This window comes from Streptomyces sp. NPDC025784, from assembly GCF_055558435.1.
Genome location: NZ_JBVHMN010000002.1, coordinates 208,812 through 224,896, shown reverse-complemented (window position 1 = coordinate 224,896; position 16,085 = coordinate 208,812). Strand labels below are relative to the sequence as shown.

The window sequence follows — 16,085 nt, the reverse complement described above, 5'->3', positions numbered from 1 at the left end:
GTGTCCGCCGCCCGTCGACCGTGCCTTTCCCCGTGTCAGGGAGCCGCCGTGGCGGGCGGCTTCGGCCGTCCCCGCGGCGCGGTCACGGCCTGACGAGGGGGAGCTGGCGCGGCACGCGCCGGGCGGGCGGCACGGGTGACTGCTCGACCCGGACGTCGAGCAGCGAGTGCCGGCAGTGGTACGAGGGGACGGTGTCGACGAGCAGCAGATACGTGATCGTCGTGCCGCTGCCGATCCGCCCGGGACCGATGCTCAGCTCCGAGCCGAGCACCGAGACCGGCGGGGGCTGCGCCGCGCTCGGCTCCGACTCCGTGGCGACCATTTCGAGGTACGGCACGGCGAGGTCCACGCGGAAGGGCTGCCCCCGGTCGAACGCGCTGCTCGGTATGTCGCGCCGGCCGGGGTTGGTGAGCACCAGCCGCACCAGGTGCGGGTCGGTCAGCAGGGTGCCGTTGCGCCGGATCTCCAGACGGCCGCCGACGAGCTGGTCGACCAGCGGGTCGTGGCCCGTCGTGTAGGTCAGGCGCCGCCTGGGGTGGGAGGCGCGCAGCGCGGCCCAGATCGCGCCGCCGCCCATGAGGACGGCCACGGCGACTCCGGCCGCGGTCCAGAAGGTCTCCGCGGTGTAGAAGGCGCCGGAGGCGACGGGCGCGAGGGTTCGAACGTGGTACACGGGCAGCCCGACGCGCCGAGGGGCCGGCCGCGCGTCGTACTCCATTCGTACGTGCGGCAACGTTCCGGTACTTCCCTCACCGCCCCGGCCCGCCGACGGTCCCCTGCTGACGAAGGATCAGGGACGGCTCCCCTCGCCGTGGCCCGCGGCGTCCAGGAACGCGGTCCACTCGGCGGGGGCGAAGACGAGCGCGCGGCCGCCGGTGTCCTTGGAGTCCCGTACGGCGACGAGGCCCTCGACGAAGGCGACCTCGACGCACGCGCCGTTCCCGGAACTGCGACGGCTCCTGCGCCACGCGGCGCCGCTCAGGTCGACCTGCCGGCCCGTCCGTCCGTCGTACCTGCTCATGTGCTGCACATCTCCCTTGCGATCTTCTCCAGGGTGGCGGGGGTCTCCTGCGGATCGGGGGCCGCGGCCCGCACCAGGTCGAAGGTCTGGATGAAGGTGCGGACGTCGCGCTCCTTCTCCAGGTACACGTTTCCTGCGATCGAGTTGACGTAGACGACGGTGGGCGTGCGGGGCTCGAACTCCAGCAGGGAGAAGGTTCCGGCGAGCGCCGCGTGGGCGCCCTTCGCCGTCGGCATGACCTGGATGGTCACGTTCGGCAGGGCCGTCGTCTCGGCGAGGTGGGCGAGCTGGGCCGCCATGACGTCCCGGCCGCCGACCGGACGGCGCAGCGCGCTCTCCTCCAGCACGACCCACAGCTCCAGCGGTTCGGGCTCCCGGGTGAGCAGCGCCTGGCGCTCCTTGCGGAAGCGCACCAGCTGGTCCACCTCGTACGGCTCGTTGGGCCGGGCGGCGGCGATCACCGCCCGGGCGTAGTCCTCGGTCTGGAGCAGACCGTGGACGAACGTGGGTTCGTACGAGCGCAGGGCGCGCGCGTCGGACTCCAGGCCCGCGTAGGTGGCCATGCCCGAGGGCAGCACCTCCCCGTAGTGCGCCCACCAGCCCTGCTGCTGGGCGTCCTTGTGGATCTGCATGACCGTCTCGGTCTGCGCGGGGTCGGTGACGCCGTACCACTGGAGCAGGTCCCGGACGTCCCGTGCCTTGATGGGTGCCTGTCCCGTCTCCACACGGCTGATCTTGGACATGGAGCACTCCAGGTGCGCCGCGACGTCCTCGATCTTCTTGCCCGCGTGCTCACGCAGTCTGCGCAGCTCGGACCCGAGCTGACGGCGTCGTACGGTCGGTCCACCGGCTGTGGCCATCGTCCCTCCCCACACCGGACGTGGTGGCTTCTTGCTCGACGCAAGTGTGCCCGCCCGCCAACTCCCCTGTCATCCCTTTCAGTTGGTTCGAGACATTTGGCTGACGCACTTGCGTGGAGGAAGTTGCCGGTCGCGCCGAGGAGTGCGCCCCCGACAGTACGAAACCGCCCCGGCCGGAGGATCCGGCCGGGGCGGCGCGTCACGGAACAGGTCCGCGGGGTGTCACGGTCACGGGCCGCACAGGGCCCGTGCGTGTTGCGCGGTCACGGACCAGGGTCCGTGGCGGGGCGCGTGGATCAGGCGAGGGTCGCCAGCGTCTCGTTCCAGGTCGCCGACGGGCGCATGACCGCCGCGGCCTTGGCGGGGTCGGGCTGGTAGTAGCCGCCGATCTCGGCCGGGGATCCCTGGGCCGCGATCAGCTCGTCGACGATGGTCTGCTGCTGCGCGGTGAGCGTCTCGGCGAGCGGGCCGAACGCCTTCGCCAGGTCCGCGTCGTCGGTCTGCGCGGCCAGCTCCTGCGCCCAGTACAGGGACAGGAAGAAGTGGCTGCCGCGGTTGTCGATGCCGCCGACGCGACGGGTCGGGGACTTGTCCTCGTCGAGGAAGGTCGCCGTGGCGCGGTCGAGGGTGTCGGCGAGGACCTGGGCGCGAGCGTTGCCCGTGGTCGTCGCGAGGTGCTCGAAGCTGGACGCCAGCGCGAGGAACTCGCCGAGGCTGTCCCAGCGCAGGTAGTTCTCCTTGACCAGCTGCTGCACGTGCTTCGGGGCGGAGCCGCCGGCACCGGTCTCGAACAGGCCTCCGCCCGCCATCAGCGGGACGATCGACAGCATCTTGGCGCTGGTGCCCAGCTCCAGGATCGGGAACAGGTCGGTCAGGTAGTCGCGCAGCACGTTGCCGGTGACGGAGATGGTGTTCTCGCCGCGGCGGATGCGCTCCACGGACAGCTTCGTCGCCTCGACGGGGGACAGGACGCGGATGTCCAGGCCCTCGGTGTCGTGCTCCAGCAGGTACTGCTTGACCTTCTCGATGAGCACGGCGTCGTGCGCGCGGCTCTCGTCGAGCCAGAACACCGCCGGGTCGCCGGTGGCGCGGGCGCGGGTGACGGCCAGCTTCACCCAGTCCTTGATCGGGGCGTCCTTGGTCTGGCAGGACCGGAAGATGTCGCCCGCGGAGACCGTCTGCTCCAGCACGACGTTGCCGGCCTCGTCGACCAGGCGGACCGTGCCCGTGGTGGGGATCTCGAACGTCTTGTCGTGGCTGCCGTACTCCTCGGCCTTCTGCGCCATCAGACCGACGTTCGGAACCGTGCCCATGGTCGACGGGTCGAAGGCGCCGTTGGCGCGGCAGTCGTCGATGACGACCTGGTAGACGCCCGCGTAGCTGCTGTCCGGCAGGACCGCGAGGGTGTCCTGCTCCTGGCCGTCCGGGCCCCACATGTGGCCCGAGGTGCGGATCATGGCCGGCATGGAGGCGTCGACGATGACGTCGGACGGGACGTGCAGGTTGGTGATGCCCTTGTCGGAGTCCACCATCGCCAGCTCCGGGCCCTCGGCGAGCTCGGCGTCGAAGGAGGCCTTGATCTCGGCGCCCTCGGGCAGGGACTCCAGGCCCTTGAAGATGCCGCCGAGACCGTCGTTCGGGGTCAGGCCGGCGGAGGCCAGCGTCTGGCCGTACTTCGCGAACGTCTTCGGGAAGAAGGCGCGCACCACGTGGCCGAAGACGATCGGGTCGGAGACCTTCATCATCGTGGCCTTGAGGTGCACGGAGAAGAGCACGCCCTCGGCCTTGGCGCGGGCGATCTGAGCGGTGAGGAACTCGCGCAGCGGCGCGACGTGCATCACGGACGCGTCGACGACCTCGCCGGCGCGGACCGGTACGGACTCGCGCAGCACGGTGGTGGAGCCGTCGTCGCCGGCCAGCTCGATGCGGAGCGTGCCCGCCTCGGAGATCACCGTGGACTTCTCCGTCGAGCGGAAGTCGTCGACGCCCATGGTGGCGACGTTCGTCTTCGACTCGGGGGTCCACTTGCCCATGCGGTGCGGGTGGGTCTTGGCGTAGTTCTTGACCGACGCGGGAGCACGGCGGTCGGAGTTGCCCTCGCGCAGAACCGGGTTCACGGCGCTGCCCTTGACCTTGTCGTAACGGGCGCGGATGTCGCGCTCCTCGTCCGACTTCGGGTCGTCCGGGTAGTCCGGAAGCGCGTAGCCCTGCCCCTGGAGCTCGGCGATCGCGGCCTTCAGCTGCGGGATGGACGCCGAGATGTTCGGCAGCTTGATGATGTTCGCCTCGGGCGTCTTGGCGAGCTCACCGAGCTCCGACAGGGCGTCCGCGATGCGCTGGCCCTCCGAGAGGAACTCGGGGAAGAGGGCGATGATGCGCCCGGCCAGCGAGATGTCGCGGGTCTCCACAGCGACGCCGGCCTGCGAGGCGTACGCCTGGACCACCGGCAGGAACGAATACGTCGCCAGGGCCGGGGCCTCGTCAGTGTGCGTATAGATGATGGTCGAGTCAGTCACCGGGTGCTCCGCTCCACGTCTGCAACATTGCTCGACATCAAGATATCTCGTGAGCGACCCCGGTTCGACAGGGGTCCGCCCCGGTCGGCCGCGCGGCGGCCCCGGCCGGAGGCTGCGCGCCGCTGAAGGCGACCGAGCGTGACGGCCGGGACACCGGTGACAGCAGTAACCACATGTGAACAGAGAAGTGAACAGAGAAAAGGCGTGCCACAGGCAACCGCACTCTCCTCTCACGCGTACTGCAAGTGGATCGATCAGCACAGTCGATCACCACATCCGGCGGCCCGGCGCCAGACCCGGGCCGTCCGAACGAAAGCGGACCATGAGATATCGCACCAGAGTGACGGCCCCGGCCGCAGCCCTGATAGGCACGGCCGCCGCGCTCGCCACGGGTCCCGCGGCCCACGCGCGGACCTCGGCCTTACGGGGTGACGGCGCGGGAGCCCCGGGCGCGGAGACGCTTGGCGACCCCGTCTTCCCCGCACTCGGCAACGACGGCTACCGCGTGGCGGCCTATCACCTCGACCTCGCGTACGACGCGGCCACCCGCCTCGTGGACGCCACCGCGACCCTCACGCTGCACACCACCCAGGCACTGACCCGCTTCTCGCTCGACGCCCTCGGCCTGGACATCCGCGCCGTACGCGTCGGCGGCGCGCCCGCAGTCTTCGAGCAGGTCGAGGAGAAGCTGCGCGTCACGCCCGCCCGGACCCTGCCGGACCGGGCCCGGGTCACCGTCTGCGTCGAGTACACCGCCGACCCCGCCAAGCAGCTCGCGCACACCGCATGGGTCCCGACGCCCGACGGGTTCGCCGTGTGCCCGCAGCCGAACTCCGCGCACACCGTCTTCCCGTGCAACGACCACCCCACGGACAAGGCGTCCTTCACCTTCCGCGTCACCGTGCCCGGCACGCTGCGCGGAGTCGCGAGCGGCACCCTGGTGCGCACGGAGAGCCTCGACGGCGACCGGACCGCGTACACCTACCGCTCCCGCTCCCCGATCGCCACCGAACTCGTCCAGATCACGGTCGGCGACTACACCGTCACCTCACGGCAGGGGCCGAACGGCCTGGCCCTGCGCGACGTGGTGCCGACCGCCCGGGCCGCCGCGCTCGAACCCGCGCTCGCTCTGACCCCCGGCCTGCTGGAGTGGCTGGAGCAGCGGCTCGGCGCGTACCCCTTCGAGACGTACGGCCTGCTGCCGTGCAACTCGGACGACCCGAACGCCTTCGACTTCACCGGCCTGGAGACGCAGACGCTGACGCTCTACAAGCCGAACTTCCTGCTCCAGGAGGAGAAGAAGATCGGCTCGCACATGATGCACGAGCTGGTCCACTCCTGGTTCGGGAACAGCGTCAGCCCCGCCACCTGGGCCGACCTCTGGCTCAACGAAGGCCACGCCGACTTCTACGGGCTGCTCTACCGCTACGAGCGCGGCTGGCCCGACTCGCTCGGCCTGACCACCATGGAAGCCCGCATGAAGGACACCTACGCCCGGGGCGACCAGTGGCGGCAGAGCTCCGGGCCGGTCGCCGCGCCGAACGCCGCGAACCTCTTCGACAGCCAGCGCTACCTGGGCGGTGTGCTGGTCCTGTACGCGCTGCGCGAGGCCGTCGGCGAGGACGTCTTCAACCGCATCGAACGCACCTTCCTGGAGCGCCACCGCAACTCCGCGGCGACCACCCGGGACTACATGGCGGTCGCCTCCGAGGTCTCCGGCCAGGATCAGACCGGCTTCCTCGGTGACTGGCTGTACGGCACCAGGACGCCGCGCATGCCGAACCATCCCGACTGGACGGTCACCCCGGTGGCCTCCGGCTTCGTCGCTCCCCGCAACCGCGGGAGCGGCCACTACCACGACGCGTCCGCCACGCTCTGAGCGGACAGGAGCCGGGCGGACGCGTGCCGCCCGGCTCCGTACCGTGCCGGAGCCGTACGTCGTGGCTACGGCAGTGTCGTGGCCTCGCGCTGGTGGGGGATGCCCGCCTCGGGGATGCCCGCCTCGGGGATGCCGGCCTCGGGGACGCCCGGTCCACCGGGCTGCAGAGCCACCGTGCGCGCGGGCGCCGGGATGCGGATGCCCTCCTCCCGGTACCGCTTGTGCAGGCGCTTGATGAACTCGTGTTTGATCCGGTACTGGTCGCTGAACTCGCCGACCCCGAGGATCACCGTGAAGCCGATCCGGGAGTCGCCGAAGGTGTGGAAGCGCACGGCGGGTTCGTGGTCCGGCACGGCACCGGTGATCCCGGTCATCACTTCCGTCACGACCTCGCTGGTCACCCGCTCCACGTGCTCCAGGTCGCTGTCGTAGCCGACGCCGACCTGGACCGTCAGCGTCATCTGCTGCTCGGGCCGGGTGAAGTTGGTCATGTTGGTGCCGGAGAGTTGGGCGTTGGGGATGATGACCAGGTTGTTGGAGAGCTGACGGACCGTGGTGTTGCGCCAGTTGATGTCGACCACGTAGCCCTCCTCACCACTGCTGAGGCGGATGTAGTCGCCGGGCTGGATCGTCTTCGACGCCAGGATGTGCACACCGGCGAAGAGGTTGGCGAGGGTGTCCTGGAGGGCGAGGGCCACCGCAAGACCGCCCACGCCCAACGCCGTGAGCAGCGGGGCTATCGAGATGCCCAGCGTCTGGAGGACGACGAGGAAGCCCATCGCCAGCACCAGCACCCTGGTGATGTTGACGAAGATGGTCGCCGACGCGGCGACACCCGACCGGGACTGCGCCACGGCCCGGACCAGTCCGGTGATCACCCGCGCCGCGGTGACCGTCGAGACCAGGATGAGCAGCACGGTCAGGGACCGGTTGACGTTGCGTCCGACGGCCGAGGTCAGCGGCAGCACCGCGGCGGCCGACGCGACACCGCCGGCGAACGCCGCCCAGGGCACCAGGGTGCGCAGCGCGTCGACGATGACGTCGTCGCCGCCCCACCGGGTGCGCTCGGCGTGCTTGCCCAGCCAGCGCAGCAGCATGCGCAGCAGGAACGCCGCCAGCAGGCCGGCGGCGACGGCTATGCCCGCGACCATCAGGTCGTCCAGGGTGAGGGCGCGTTTCACCGGTGACCTCCCTCGTGTCCGGGACCGGGGAGAGGGCCCGCGGGCCGAATGCGCTGTGTCGTCACTTGCCACCTGCTCGAATCCGGGAATGCACGATCACGCCCGGACCGGTGTTCGCCGTCCGGGGGCGACCGCTCATCCTGCCGTATCCGGCTGTCCACCCGTCACCACCCCCGAACGGAACGGGCCTTGACGCCTGGAGCATGCGGGACAGTGCCGGCCTTGGCGTCCGGAGCGTGCGGGACAGTGCCGGCCTTGGCGTCCGGAGCGTGCGGGACGGAGTCGGTCTCGACGTCCGCACGACACCGGGCGGAAGCCGGCTTCGGCATCCGGACCATCACCGGCGACGGCCCGAGGCTTCCGGCCGGTCCGTGTCCACCGTCCCCGGAGACCGGGGTGGTGAGTTTCCGTCAGGCCGGGTCGAAGGAACCGTGGCGGCCCGCGCCCGCGCTGAAGCGCGCGGCTCCCTCCTGGCTCTCGGCCAGCACGCCCATGCCGTGCAGGAGTTCCGTACGCATGGCGGCCTTCTCGACCAGTCCCTCCTGGTCCAGGACCGAGGCGCGGTCGCTCCGCATGCATGCCTGCGGGAAGTCGGCGATCGTGGCGGCGAGGACTTCCGCCTCCGCGCGGGCCCGGCCGGTCGGGACCAGGCGGTTGGCGAGGCCCATCTCGAACGCCTCGCGTGCCGGCACCGCGCGCCCGGTGAGGATCATGTCCATCGCGCGGCTGGTGCCGATGAGACGGGGGAGCCGTACCGTCCCGCCGTCGATGAGCGGCACACCCCAGCGACGGCAGAACACGCCGAAGACGGCGTCCTCCTCGGCGACCCGGAGATCGCACCAGAGCGCCAGCTCCAGGCCTCCGGCCACGGCGTGGCCCGCGACCGCCGCGATCACCGGTTTGGACAGCCGCAGCCGGGTGGGACCCATGGGCCCGTCGCCGTCCTCGGTGACCTCGTTGCCGCGTTCGGTTCCGATGGCCTTGAGGTCCGCGCCCGCACAGAACGTGCCGCCCTCGCCCCAGAGCACGGCGACCCTCGCCGTCTCGTCCGCCTCGAACTCACGGAAGGCGGCGGCGAGTTCGGCGGCGGTCGGCCCGTCCACCGCGTTGCGGGCGGCGGGCCGTGAGAGGACCACCGTGGCGACGTGACCCTGACGTTCGATACGGACCGCCATCGGTGGACCCCTTCCTTCGAACGGTGCGCTCGGTGCGGGCCGAGGTTACCCGCGCCGGCGGCTCAGATCACCTTCCAGCGGACCAGGGCGCCCAGAGTCAGCGCTCCGGGCAGCAGCGGCAGCCACACCGTGATGATCCGGTACGCCAGGACCACCCCCGTCGCCACGGCGGCCGGTCCGCCCGCCGCGACGAGGGCGACGACCAGCGCGGCCTCCACCGAACCGATCCCGCCCGGCGTCGGCACGAGCGCGACCGCGGCCGTCGCGGCCAGATAGGCGACCACCATGTGCGCGGGCGGCACCGGCAGCCCCAGTGCCTGCCCCACGGCCGCCAGCCCGGCCGCCTGGAGCAGCGGGAAGGCCAGCGATCCGCCCCACAGTGCGAGCGCCCGGGCGGGCCGCGAGTGCACCGAACGTGCCTCGGCGAGCGCGGTGCGCAGGAAGGAGAGGACGGCCGTGCGCAGTCGCCGTACGAGGACGAGGACCGCCCCCGCCGCGCACGCCGCCACGCCGACGCACAGCAGCAGCGGGCCGAGCGCCCCCTCGGGCAGCAGGCTGCCGAGCCGCAGCGCGCCCGGGAACGCGATCAGCAGTCCCACGAGCAGACCGATCCGGGTGATCGACTCCGCCAGCATGTACAGCGCGAGCGCGGCCGACGAGCGGGCGAGGGGCACGCCGCACACCGTCATGAACCGCAGATTGACCGCGCCGGCGCCCAGGCCCGTCGGCAGCAGGTGGTTGGCCGCGCCCGCCGCGAACTGGGCCGCGAGCAGCCGCCGTGCGGGCAGCCGCTCCACGACCGCTCCCTGACGGGTGACGGCCGCCGCGACCCAGGTCAGGCAGGTCGCCATGGCCGCCGCGAGGAGCCATGGCCACTCGGCCGACTCCAGATGGCCGAAGCCCTCGGCGAGGACCGACCGATGGCGCACCCCGACCACCAGGACCAGGGCGAGCGGGAGCAGACACAGGGCCGGCCGGACGGCAGGCCGCAGGGGGAAGCGTCGGGGGAGTCCCTGGGGGAGTCGTACCGCAGTCACATCGGGAGAGGTTTTCCACACCGCACCAACGTGGGGTTGCGGGAGCGGATACGGCGGCTGACACGCCGGGCAAGGTGCGGGAGGGGCCGCTTCCCGGTGCTGAGGGGTCATGGGCTCCTTCGTGCGGACGGACACGCGTGCGAAGTGCGCGGACCCGGTGCCGGACTTCTCCGCGAAGTCCGCGGACTTCTTCGCACAAGGCGGGATGTATTTCGCACAACGTGGGGGCTTCTTCGCCCGGTCGTTGACCTCAACATTGCTTGAGGTCCTACCGTCTCTCTCATGAGCATGGAGACCACAGCCTGGACACAGCTGCACAGTGTCATGACCGCGCAGCAGGAGCGCAGGCCCTTCGCCCGCGCGACGCTGCGCCGCATCGGCGCCTTCGCCCGCCCGCACCGCCGCCGCATCGGACAGTTCGTGGGCCTCAGTGTGGTGACCGCGCTGCTCGCCGTCGCGACACCGGTGCTCGCGGGGCACGTCGTGGACGCCATCGTGTCCGGCGGCGACGAGGACACCGTCATCCGCCTTGCCGTGCTCATCGCGGTCATCGCCGTCGCCGAGGCGGCGCTCGGGCTGCTCGGCCGCTGGCTCTCGTCGACGCTCGGCGAGGGACTCATCCTCGATCTGCGGACGGCTGTGTTCGATCATGTGCAGCGCATGCCGGTCGCGTTCTTCACACGCACTCGTACGGGCGCGCTCGTCAGTCGTCTCAACAACGACGTCATCGGCGCCCAGCGAGCCTTCAGCAACACCCTGTCCGGAGTGGTCGGCAACCTCGTGACGCTGCTGCTCACCCTGGTCGTCATGCTCACCCTGTCGTGGCAGATCACCCTGCTCGCGCTCGTGCTGCTGCCGGTGTTCGTGGTGCCCGCACGGCGCATGGGCGGCCGCATGGCCAGACTCCAGCGCGAGGCGGCCGACCTCAACGCCGCCATGGGCACCCGGATGACCGAGCGCTTCTCCGCACCCGGCGCGACGCTCGTCAAACTGTTCGGGCGGCCCGAGGAGGAGTCCACCGAGTTCGCGGCGCGCGCCCGGCGGGTGCGGGACATCGGCGTGCGCACGGCGATGGCGCAGTCCACGTTCATCACCGCCCTGACGCTCGTCTCCGCGCTGGCCCTCGCGCTCGTCTACGGACTCGGTGGCTGGTTCGCGCTGCGCGGCTCCCTGGAACCGGGCGCCGTCGTCTCGCTGGCACTGCTGCTGACCCGTCTGTACGCGCCGCTCACCTCGCTCGCCGGAGCACGCGTCGAGGTCATGAGCGCCCTGGTCAGCTTCGAGCGCGTCTTCGAGGTCCTCGACCTGAAGCCGCTCATCGAGGAGAAACCGGACGCCCGCACCCTGCCCGAGGGGCCCGCGTCCGTGGAGTTCGACGGCGTCCGCTTCACCTACCCGTCCGCCGACAAGGTCTCCCTCGCCTCCCTCGAAGAGGTCGCCGCGCTGGACACCCGGGGCGGCGCCGAAGTCCTGCACGGCATCTCGTTCCGCGCGGAACCCGGGCAGACCGTCGCGCTCGTCGGCTCCTCCGGCGCGGGCAAGTCGACCATCGCGCAGCTGCTCCCGCGCCTCTACGACACCGACGAGGGCGCCGTCCGGGTCGGCGGCGTCGACGTCCGCGACCTGAGCGCCGTGACGATGCGCGAGACCCTCGGCATGGTCACCCAGGACGGGCACCTGTTCCACGACTCGGTCCGCGAGAACCTGCTGCTGGCCCGCCCGTCCGCGAGCGAGGACGAACTGTGGGACGTGCTGCGCCGCGCCCGCCTCGACGCGCTCGTCCGCTCCCTGCCCGACGGCCTGGACACGGTGGTCGGCGAACGCGGCTACCGGCTCTCCGGGGGCGAGCGCCAGCGTATGACCATCGCCCGGCTGCTGCTGGCCCGTCAGCGCGTCGTCATCCTCGACGAGGCCACCGCCCATCTCGACAACACCTCGGAGGCAGCCGTCCAGGAGGCGCTCGCCGAGGCCCTGGAGGGGCGCACCGCCGTGGTGATCGCCCACCGGCTCTCGACCGTGCGGGCCGCCGACGTGATCCTCGTCGTCGAGGCGGGCCGGATCGTGGAACGCGGCACGCACGACGAACTGCTGGAGGCCGGCGGCCGGTACGCGGAGCTGTACCGGACGCAGTTCGACCAGCACGCGGTGAACGGGACACCGCGGGACACGGGCGTACAGGACATCGAGGCGGCGGGCGAGGTCGTGGCGTAGTAGCCGCAGCGGCCGGCCCGTGGCTCAGGCGCAGCTGGGCGGGGGAGGAGCGGCGGGCGTCTGCACGCCGCGACCCGGCTCGGGCTCGCCGTCCCCGACGAGCTGTCGGTGATCGGCAACGACGACCAGGAGCACATGTCGCCTGGTCATGTCTCCGCCACCGGGTTGTGCTCGCCCGGCGAACGCGGTGCGGACCTCTTCCGGTGCCGACCGCGGCCGGGCGATCAATGTTCGACGTGAATTCCGGCGAGGACCAGGGCAACGGCCTGTTCGGCCCACTGCGGGTGACCGCCCCGTCCCGCCATGTAGTCGGCGTAGAACGGGCCGAGGAGTGCCGACACGGCCGCTTCGAGATCAGTGTCCTCGCGGATGTGTCCGGCCTGCTGGGCCTGTTCCAGGGCATCTCGCAGGAGGGCACGGCGGGGGAGCACGGTGCGTTCGCGCAGCAGGGCGAGGAGTTCCGGGGTGTGGGCCTCTTCGGCGAGGCACGTGCCGATGAGCGCCATGCCGTTGACTCGCTCGATGGTGGCGGCGAAGTCCTTGAGGATGTTCACGAGGTTGGTGCGGAGGTCTCCACCGGGGGGAGGCGCGTCTGTCATGCGGGCGGCGGCGAGCGCCGCGGTGAGGAGGTCAGCCTTGGTCTTCCAGCGCAAGTGGATGGTGGACTTGCTGACCTGTGCGGCAGCGGCGACCTGGCTGAGGCTCATGCGTGTGTAGCCCTGGGATGCCAGCAGTTCCAGAGCGGCCCGCAGGATGGCAGCGTCCTTCTCGGCAGAGCGTGGCCGCCCCGCGGCTTTGGTTTCCGTTCCACTCACTCGGTCAGAATAGTTGAGCTTCCGTACCGAGCGGTTCGGTACGGGATGGGGGGAGCATGGATGCGGGTGACGATCAGGCTTTGCCGCTGACCCGCTGACCCGCTGACCCGCTGGCCCGGGACGGCCACCGACAGTTCGGCCGGACGCAGCGGCCGGGTCGCCTCGGACCGTCGACGACCAGCGCGTACCTGCGGGAGCGAGCTGTCGTACGAGAAGGAGGAGGCGAGGCGTGCGCAGGCCGGCGTCTCCGTCTCCGGCCGCCGGGACCGCGGGGTCAGGCACTCGTGCGGGTGCCCGCGATGTGGAAGTTGAAATCGGCGTGGCCGAGCGTGCCCCACAGGCGCAGCCAGATGGGCAGCAGCATCTCGGTGCCGCGGGCGGTGGTGATGCCGCCGAGGTCGATGACGCTCGCGGCGGGCCAGCCGAAGGACACCAGCAGTTCTGTGACCTGCTTTTTCGCGTCGGTGTCGTCGCCGGAGACGAACACATCGTGCTCCCCGGCCACCCGGGACGGGTCGACCATGACCTCGCAGTTCATCGTGTTGAGGGCCTTGACGACCCGGGTGTCGGGGAAGGCGCGCTGGATTTGCTCACCGAGGCTGTCGGTGTCGACCGGGTTCAGTGACGGCGGCATCCCGGTGGAGAAGTCCAGCGGGTTGGCGATGTCGATGAGCACCTTGCCGGCGAGGTTGTCCGCGCCCGCGGCGGTCAGCGCCTCCAGGCTGGCGGCGCCCGCGGTCGTGTTGACCACGGCATCGGCCCAGGCGGCTGCCTCGGTGAAGGTGACGAGCCGCACGGCGAAGTCGTTGGCCTGCCACTGTGCGAACGGTGGATTGCCGTAGCCGTCGGGTTCGGTGCGGGCCAGGGTGGCCTGCGGGTCGCGGGTGCCGACGACGGTCTCGTGGCCGAGGGCGGCGAGCTTGGCGGCTATGGTCCGGCCGACGACGCCGGTGCCGAGAACGGCGTAACGCATGAGGGATTCCCTTCGAGGAGGGCGGACGCGACGACCGGTCCGCCCCATGCAGAGAAACTAAACCGAGCGGTTCGGTATTGCAAGTGACCTGGACGGAGAACACCGTCACGGGCGGGACCTGCCCCAGCACGGCGCCGCCCGACCGGGGATCTGCGGACTTTCACAGCCGTCCTCGACGACTTCGCCGGGCACTTCGCCCGTGCCCGTGGCATGGCGCTCATCGGCCCTGCCCGGCCGGCGGCGGCGCGTCCGGCCAGGTGATCGGCGGAGAAGCCGCCCAGCAGGGCGGTGACGCGATCGATGCGCTGGTAGAGAGCGTTCACGTGGACGTAGAGGTGGGCGGCGGTGCGGGTGCGACCGGCGTCGCAGGTGAAGTAGGCCAGGAGGGTGCGGACGAGTTCGCCGCCGCGGCGGTCGTCGTAATCCAGGACAGGGCCGATGACGCGGCGGACGAACCGGTGCAGTTCGTCGCGGCCCGCCTGGCTGAACAGCAGTCCGTAGATGCCGAGTTCGTCGGGGGCCGCGCCGTCGCCGTCCCGGTCCAGGGCGAGTAGGACGCACAGGCACTGGCCGGCGTCCCGGTGGACCTCGGTCAGCGCGTCGACGCCGGGGGCGGCCCGGGTGGCGCCCAGCCGGACTGTTCCCGGACCCGCCTCGGGCGACCTCGTCAACACCGGCTCACTGGACTGATCGTCCGTCGCACCAGGCCCCGGCATCGGCTTCCCCCTGCCGGGGCCTGCGCATGCCACAACGGTGAGGACCCACACGCCCGATCGCCGCGAGGTGGGGTGCGACTCCATTACGGCCTGCGACAGGCCGGTCGTAGCGTCCCCGTAACCCCCAAGCCATGCAACCGCATTCGAAGCAGGAGTACGGCTGCTTTCAACCTCCCCACCCGTCGCGATCACCCAGGTGGCACGATGAACCCCACATCCCCCCATCCGCTGCCGCGCCGCAAGTGGCGCCGGACGCGGCCGCGTCCCGCCTCCGCGGCGACGCTGGTCCTGTCCCTGATAGCCCTGGTCCTGGGACTCTCCCCGGCCCCGGCGCAGGCCGCGAGCCTGCAGCAGGTCACGGGCTTCGGCTCCAACCCGGGCAATCTGCAGATGTTCCAGTACGCCCCCGACAACCTGCCGTCCGGCGCGCCCCTGGTCGTCGCCCTGCACGGCTGCACCCAGAGCGCCGGCGACTACTACAGCCACTCGGGCTGGCCCAAGTACGCCGACATGTACGGCTTCGCCGTGGTCTTCCCGCAGACGACCGGCTCCAACAACGCCAACTCCTGCTTCAACTGGTTCCAGTCCTCCGACTACACCCGGGGCCAGGGCGAGGCGCTGTCGATCAAGCAGATGGTGGACTACGCCAAGTCCCACTACGGCAGTGATTCCAGCCGCGTCTACGTCACCGGGCTGTCCGCCGGCGGCGCGATGACCTCGGTGATGCTCGCCGACTACCCTGACGTGTTCGCGGGCGGCGCGATCGACTCCGGCATCCCGGCGGGCTGCGCGACCGACCTCTTCAGTGGCCTGACCTGCCAGAACAGTGCGGTCAGCAAGACTCCGGCGCAGTGGGGCGACGCGGTCCGCAGTGCCTCCGGCGGCTGGGGCGGGCCCTGGCCTCGCGTCGCGATCTGGCAGGGCACCGGCGACACCACGGTCAACCCGGCCAACGCCGCCGAGGAGCGCGACCAGTGGACCAACGTCTGGGGCATCAGCCAGACCCCGTCCTCGACCACCACCCTGACCGGCGGTACCACACAGGCCGTGTACGACGACGCGAGCGGCAAGCCCGCCGTGGAGACCTTCTCCGTCTCCGGCATGGCACACGGCCTCGCGGTCAACCCCGGTTCCGGCACCGACCAGTGCGGCAGCACAGGCACGTACTACCTCAACTACATCTGCTCCTCGTACTGGACCGCGAAGTTCTGGGGCCTGGACGGCGCGGGCGGGGGAGGCACCGGCAGCCTCCCTGCACCGCCCGGCCTCACCGTCACCGGATCGACCGACGCCACCGTGGCGCTGGCCTGGTCCGCGGTGACCGGTGCGGCGTCGTACAACGTGTACCGCGGCGGCAGCAAGGTCGGCTCGACCACCGGCACGTCGTACACCGACACGGGGTTGGCCTCCGGCACGAAGTACACCTACACCGTCGCCGCCGTGGACTCCGGTGGCGCGGTCGGCACCCAGTCGTCGGCGGTCGCGGCCACGACCACCGGTCACCAGCCGCAGTGCTTCACGGACAACAACTACAACCAGGTCGCGGCGGGCCGAGCCCATCAGAGTCTCGGCTACGTCTACGCCAACGGCTCCGACCAGAACATGGGTCTCTACAACGTCGCCGTCACTCACACCCTTGAGGAGACGTCGTCCGGCTACTACGTGATCGCCGACTCGGGCTGCCCGTCCTGACGGACGGGA

General features: G+C 71.1%; 13 protein-coding genes. 3 read left to right on the top strand and 10 right to left on the bottom strand.

The window, feature by feature from the left end:
- Positions 1–82 precede the first annotated feature (82 nt).
- From ACZ4IF_RS07040 to ACZ4IF_RS07025, 4 genes are all read right to left on the bottom strand, one after another.
- Positions 83–733: a hypothetical protein gene (locus tag ACZ4IF_RS07040; RefSeq protein ID WP_467560309.1), complete on the bottom strand. Its 651-nt coding sequence runs from the start codon at positions 731–733 to the stop codon at positions 83–85.
- Positions 734–790: 57 nt separating this feature from the next.
- A complete protein-coding gene (locus tag ACZ4IF_RS07035) occupies positions 791–1,021 on the bottom strand; it encodes a DUF397 domain-containing protein (protein WP_467560307.1) in 231 nt (76 codons plus the stop codon).
- Positions 1,018–1,881, bottom strand: coding sequence for a helix-turn-helix domain-containing protein (locus tag ACZ4IF_RS07030; protein ID WP_467560305.1), 864 nt, complete (start codon positions 1,879–1,881; stop codon positions 1,018–1,020). The genes ACZ4IF_RS07035 and ACZ4IF_RS07030 overlap by 4 nt, the downstream gene beginning before the upstream one ends.
- 296 nt (positions 1,882–2,177) lie before the next feature.
- The gene (locus ACZ4IF_RS07025) at positions 2,178–4,397 is read right to left on the bottom strand and encodes an NADP-dependent isocitrate dehydrogenase (protein ID WP_467560303.1); all 2,220 of its coding nucleotides are present in this window, start codon (positions 4,395–4,397) and stop codon (positions 2,178–2,180) included.
- Positions 4,398–4,719: 322 nt separating this feature from the next.
- On the opposite strand from ACZ4IF_RS07025, the gene ACZ4IF_RS07020 reads away from it, so the two are divergent.
- Complete coding sequence (locus tag ACZ4IF_RS07020) at positions 4,720–6,276, top strand: M1 family metallopeptidase (RefSeq protein WP_467560301.1); 1,557 nt, start codon at positions 4,720–4,722, stop codon at positions 6,274–6,276.
- A 65-nt stretch (positions 6,277–6,341) separates the two neighbouring features.
- Here ACZ4IF_RS07020 and ACZ4IF_RS07015 read toward each other — a convergent pair whose 3' ends face one another.
- The 3 genes from ACZ4IF_RS07015 to ACZ4IF_RS07005 form a co-directional block, all read right to left on the bottom strand.
- Positions 6,342–7,457 carry a mechanosensitive ion channel family protein gene (locus tag ACZ4IF_RS07015; protein WP_467560299.1) on the bottom strand — a complete coding sequence of 372 codons (1,116 nt, stop codon included), beginning with the start codon at positions 7,455–7,457 and terminating at the stop codon, positions 6,342–6,344.
- Positions 7,458–7,867: 410 nt separating this feature from the next.
- Complete coding sequence (locus tag ACZ4IF_RS07010) at positions 7,868–8,632, bottom strand: crotonase/enoyl-CoA hydratase family protein (protein WP_467560297.1); 765 nt, start codon at positions 8,630–8,632, stop codon at positions 7,868–7,870.
- A 62-nt stretch (positions 8,633–8,694) separates the two neighbouring features.
- On the bottom strand, positions 8,695–9,669 hold the full coding sequence (locus ACZ4IF_RS07005) for a lysylphosphatidylglycerol synthase transmembrane domain-containing protein (protein ID WP_467560295.1): 975 nt from the start codon (positions 9,667–9,669) through the stop codon (positions 8,695–8,697).
- A gap of 288 nt (positions 9,670–9,957) precedes the next feature.
- Here ACZ4IF_RS07005 and ACZ4IF_RS07000 point away from each other — a divergent pair, with 288 nt between their 5' ends.
- Positions 9,958–11,880 carry an ABC transporter ATP-binding protein gene (locus ACZ4IF_RS07000; protein WP_467561093.1) on the top strand — a complete coding sequence of 641 codons (1,923 nt, stop codon included), beginning with the start codon at positions 9,958–9,960 and terminating at the stop codon, positions 11,878–11,880.
- A gap of 224 nt (positions 11,881–12,104) precedes the next feature.
- Here the strand turns inward: ACZ4IF_RS07000 and ACZ4IF_RS06995 are convergent, their stop codons facing one another.
- From ACZ4IF_RS06995 to ACZ4IF_RS06985, 3 genes are all read right to left on the bottom strand, one after another.
- Entirely contained in the window at positions 12,105–12,695 is a 591-nt protein-coding gene (locus tag ACZ4IF_RS06995) for a TetR/AcrR family transcriptional regulator (RefSeq protein ID WP_467560293.1), read from the bottom strand.
- 274 nt (positions 12,696–12,969) lie between these two features.
- Entirely contained in the window at positions 12,970–13,668 is a 699-nt protein-coding gene (locus ACZ4IF_RS06990) for an NADPH-dependent F420 reductase (RefSeq protein WP_467560291.1), read from the bottom strand.
- Positions 13,623–14,384 (bottom strand): PucR family transcriptional regulator, encoded by a 762-nt coding sequence (locus ACZ4IF_RS06985; RefSeq protein WP_467560289.1) that lies wholly within the window; start codon positions 14,382–14,384, stop codon positions 13,623–13,625. Before ACZ4IF_RS06985 ends, ACZ4IF_RS06990 begins: the two co-directional genes overlap by 46 nt.
- Before the next feature lie 204 nt (positions 14,385–14,588).
- Between ACZ4IF_RS06985 and ACZ4IF_RS06980 the strand changes: the two genes are divergently transcribed.
- Positions 14,589–16,076, top strand: a complete 1,488-nt coding sequence (locus tag ACZ4IF_RS06980; protein ID WP_467560287.1) for an extracellular catalytic domain type 1 short-chain-length polyhydroxyalkanoate depolymerase — start codon at positions 14,589–14,591, stop codon at positions 16,074–16,076.
- Positions 16,077–16,085: the final 9 nt, after the last annotated feature.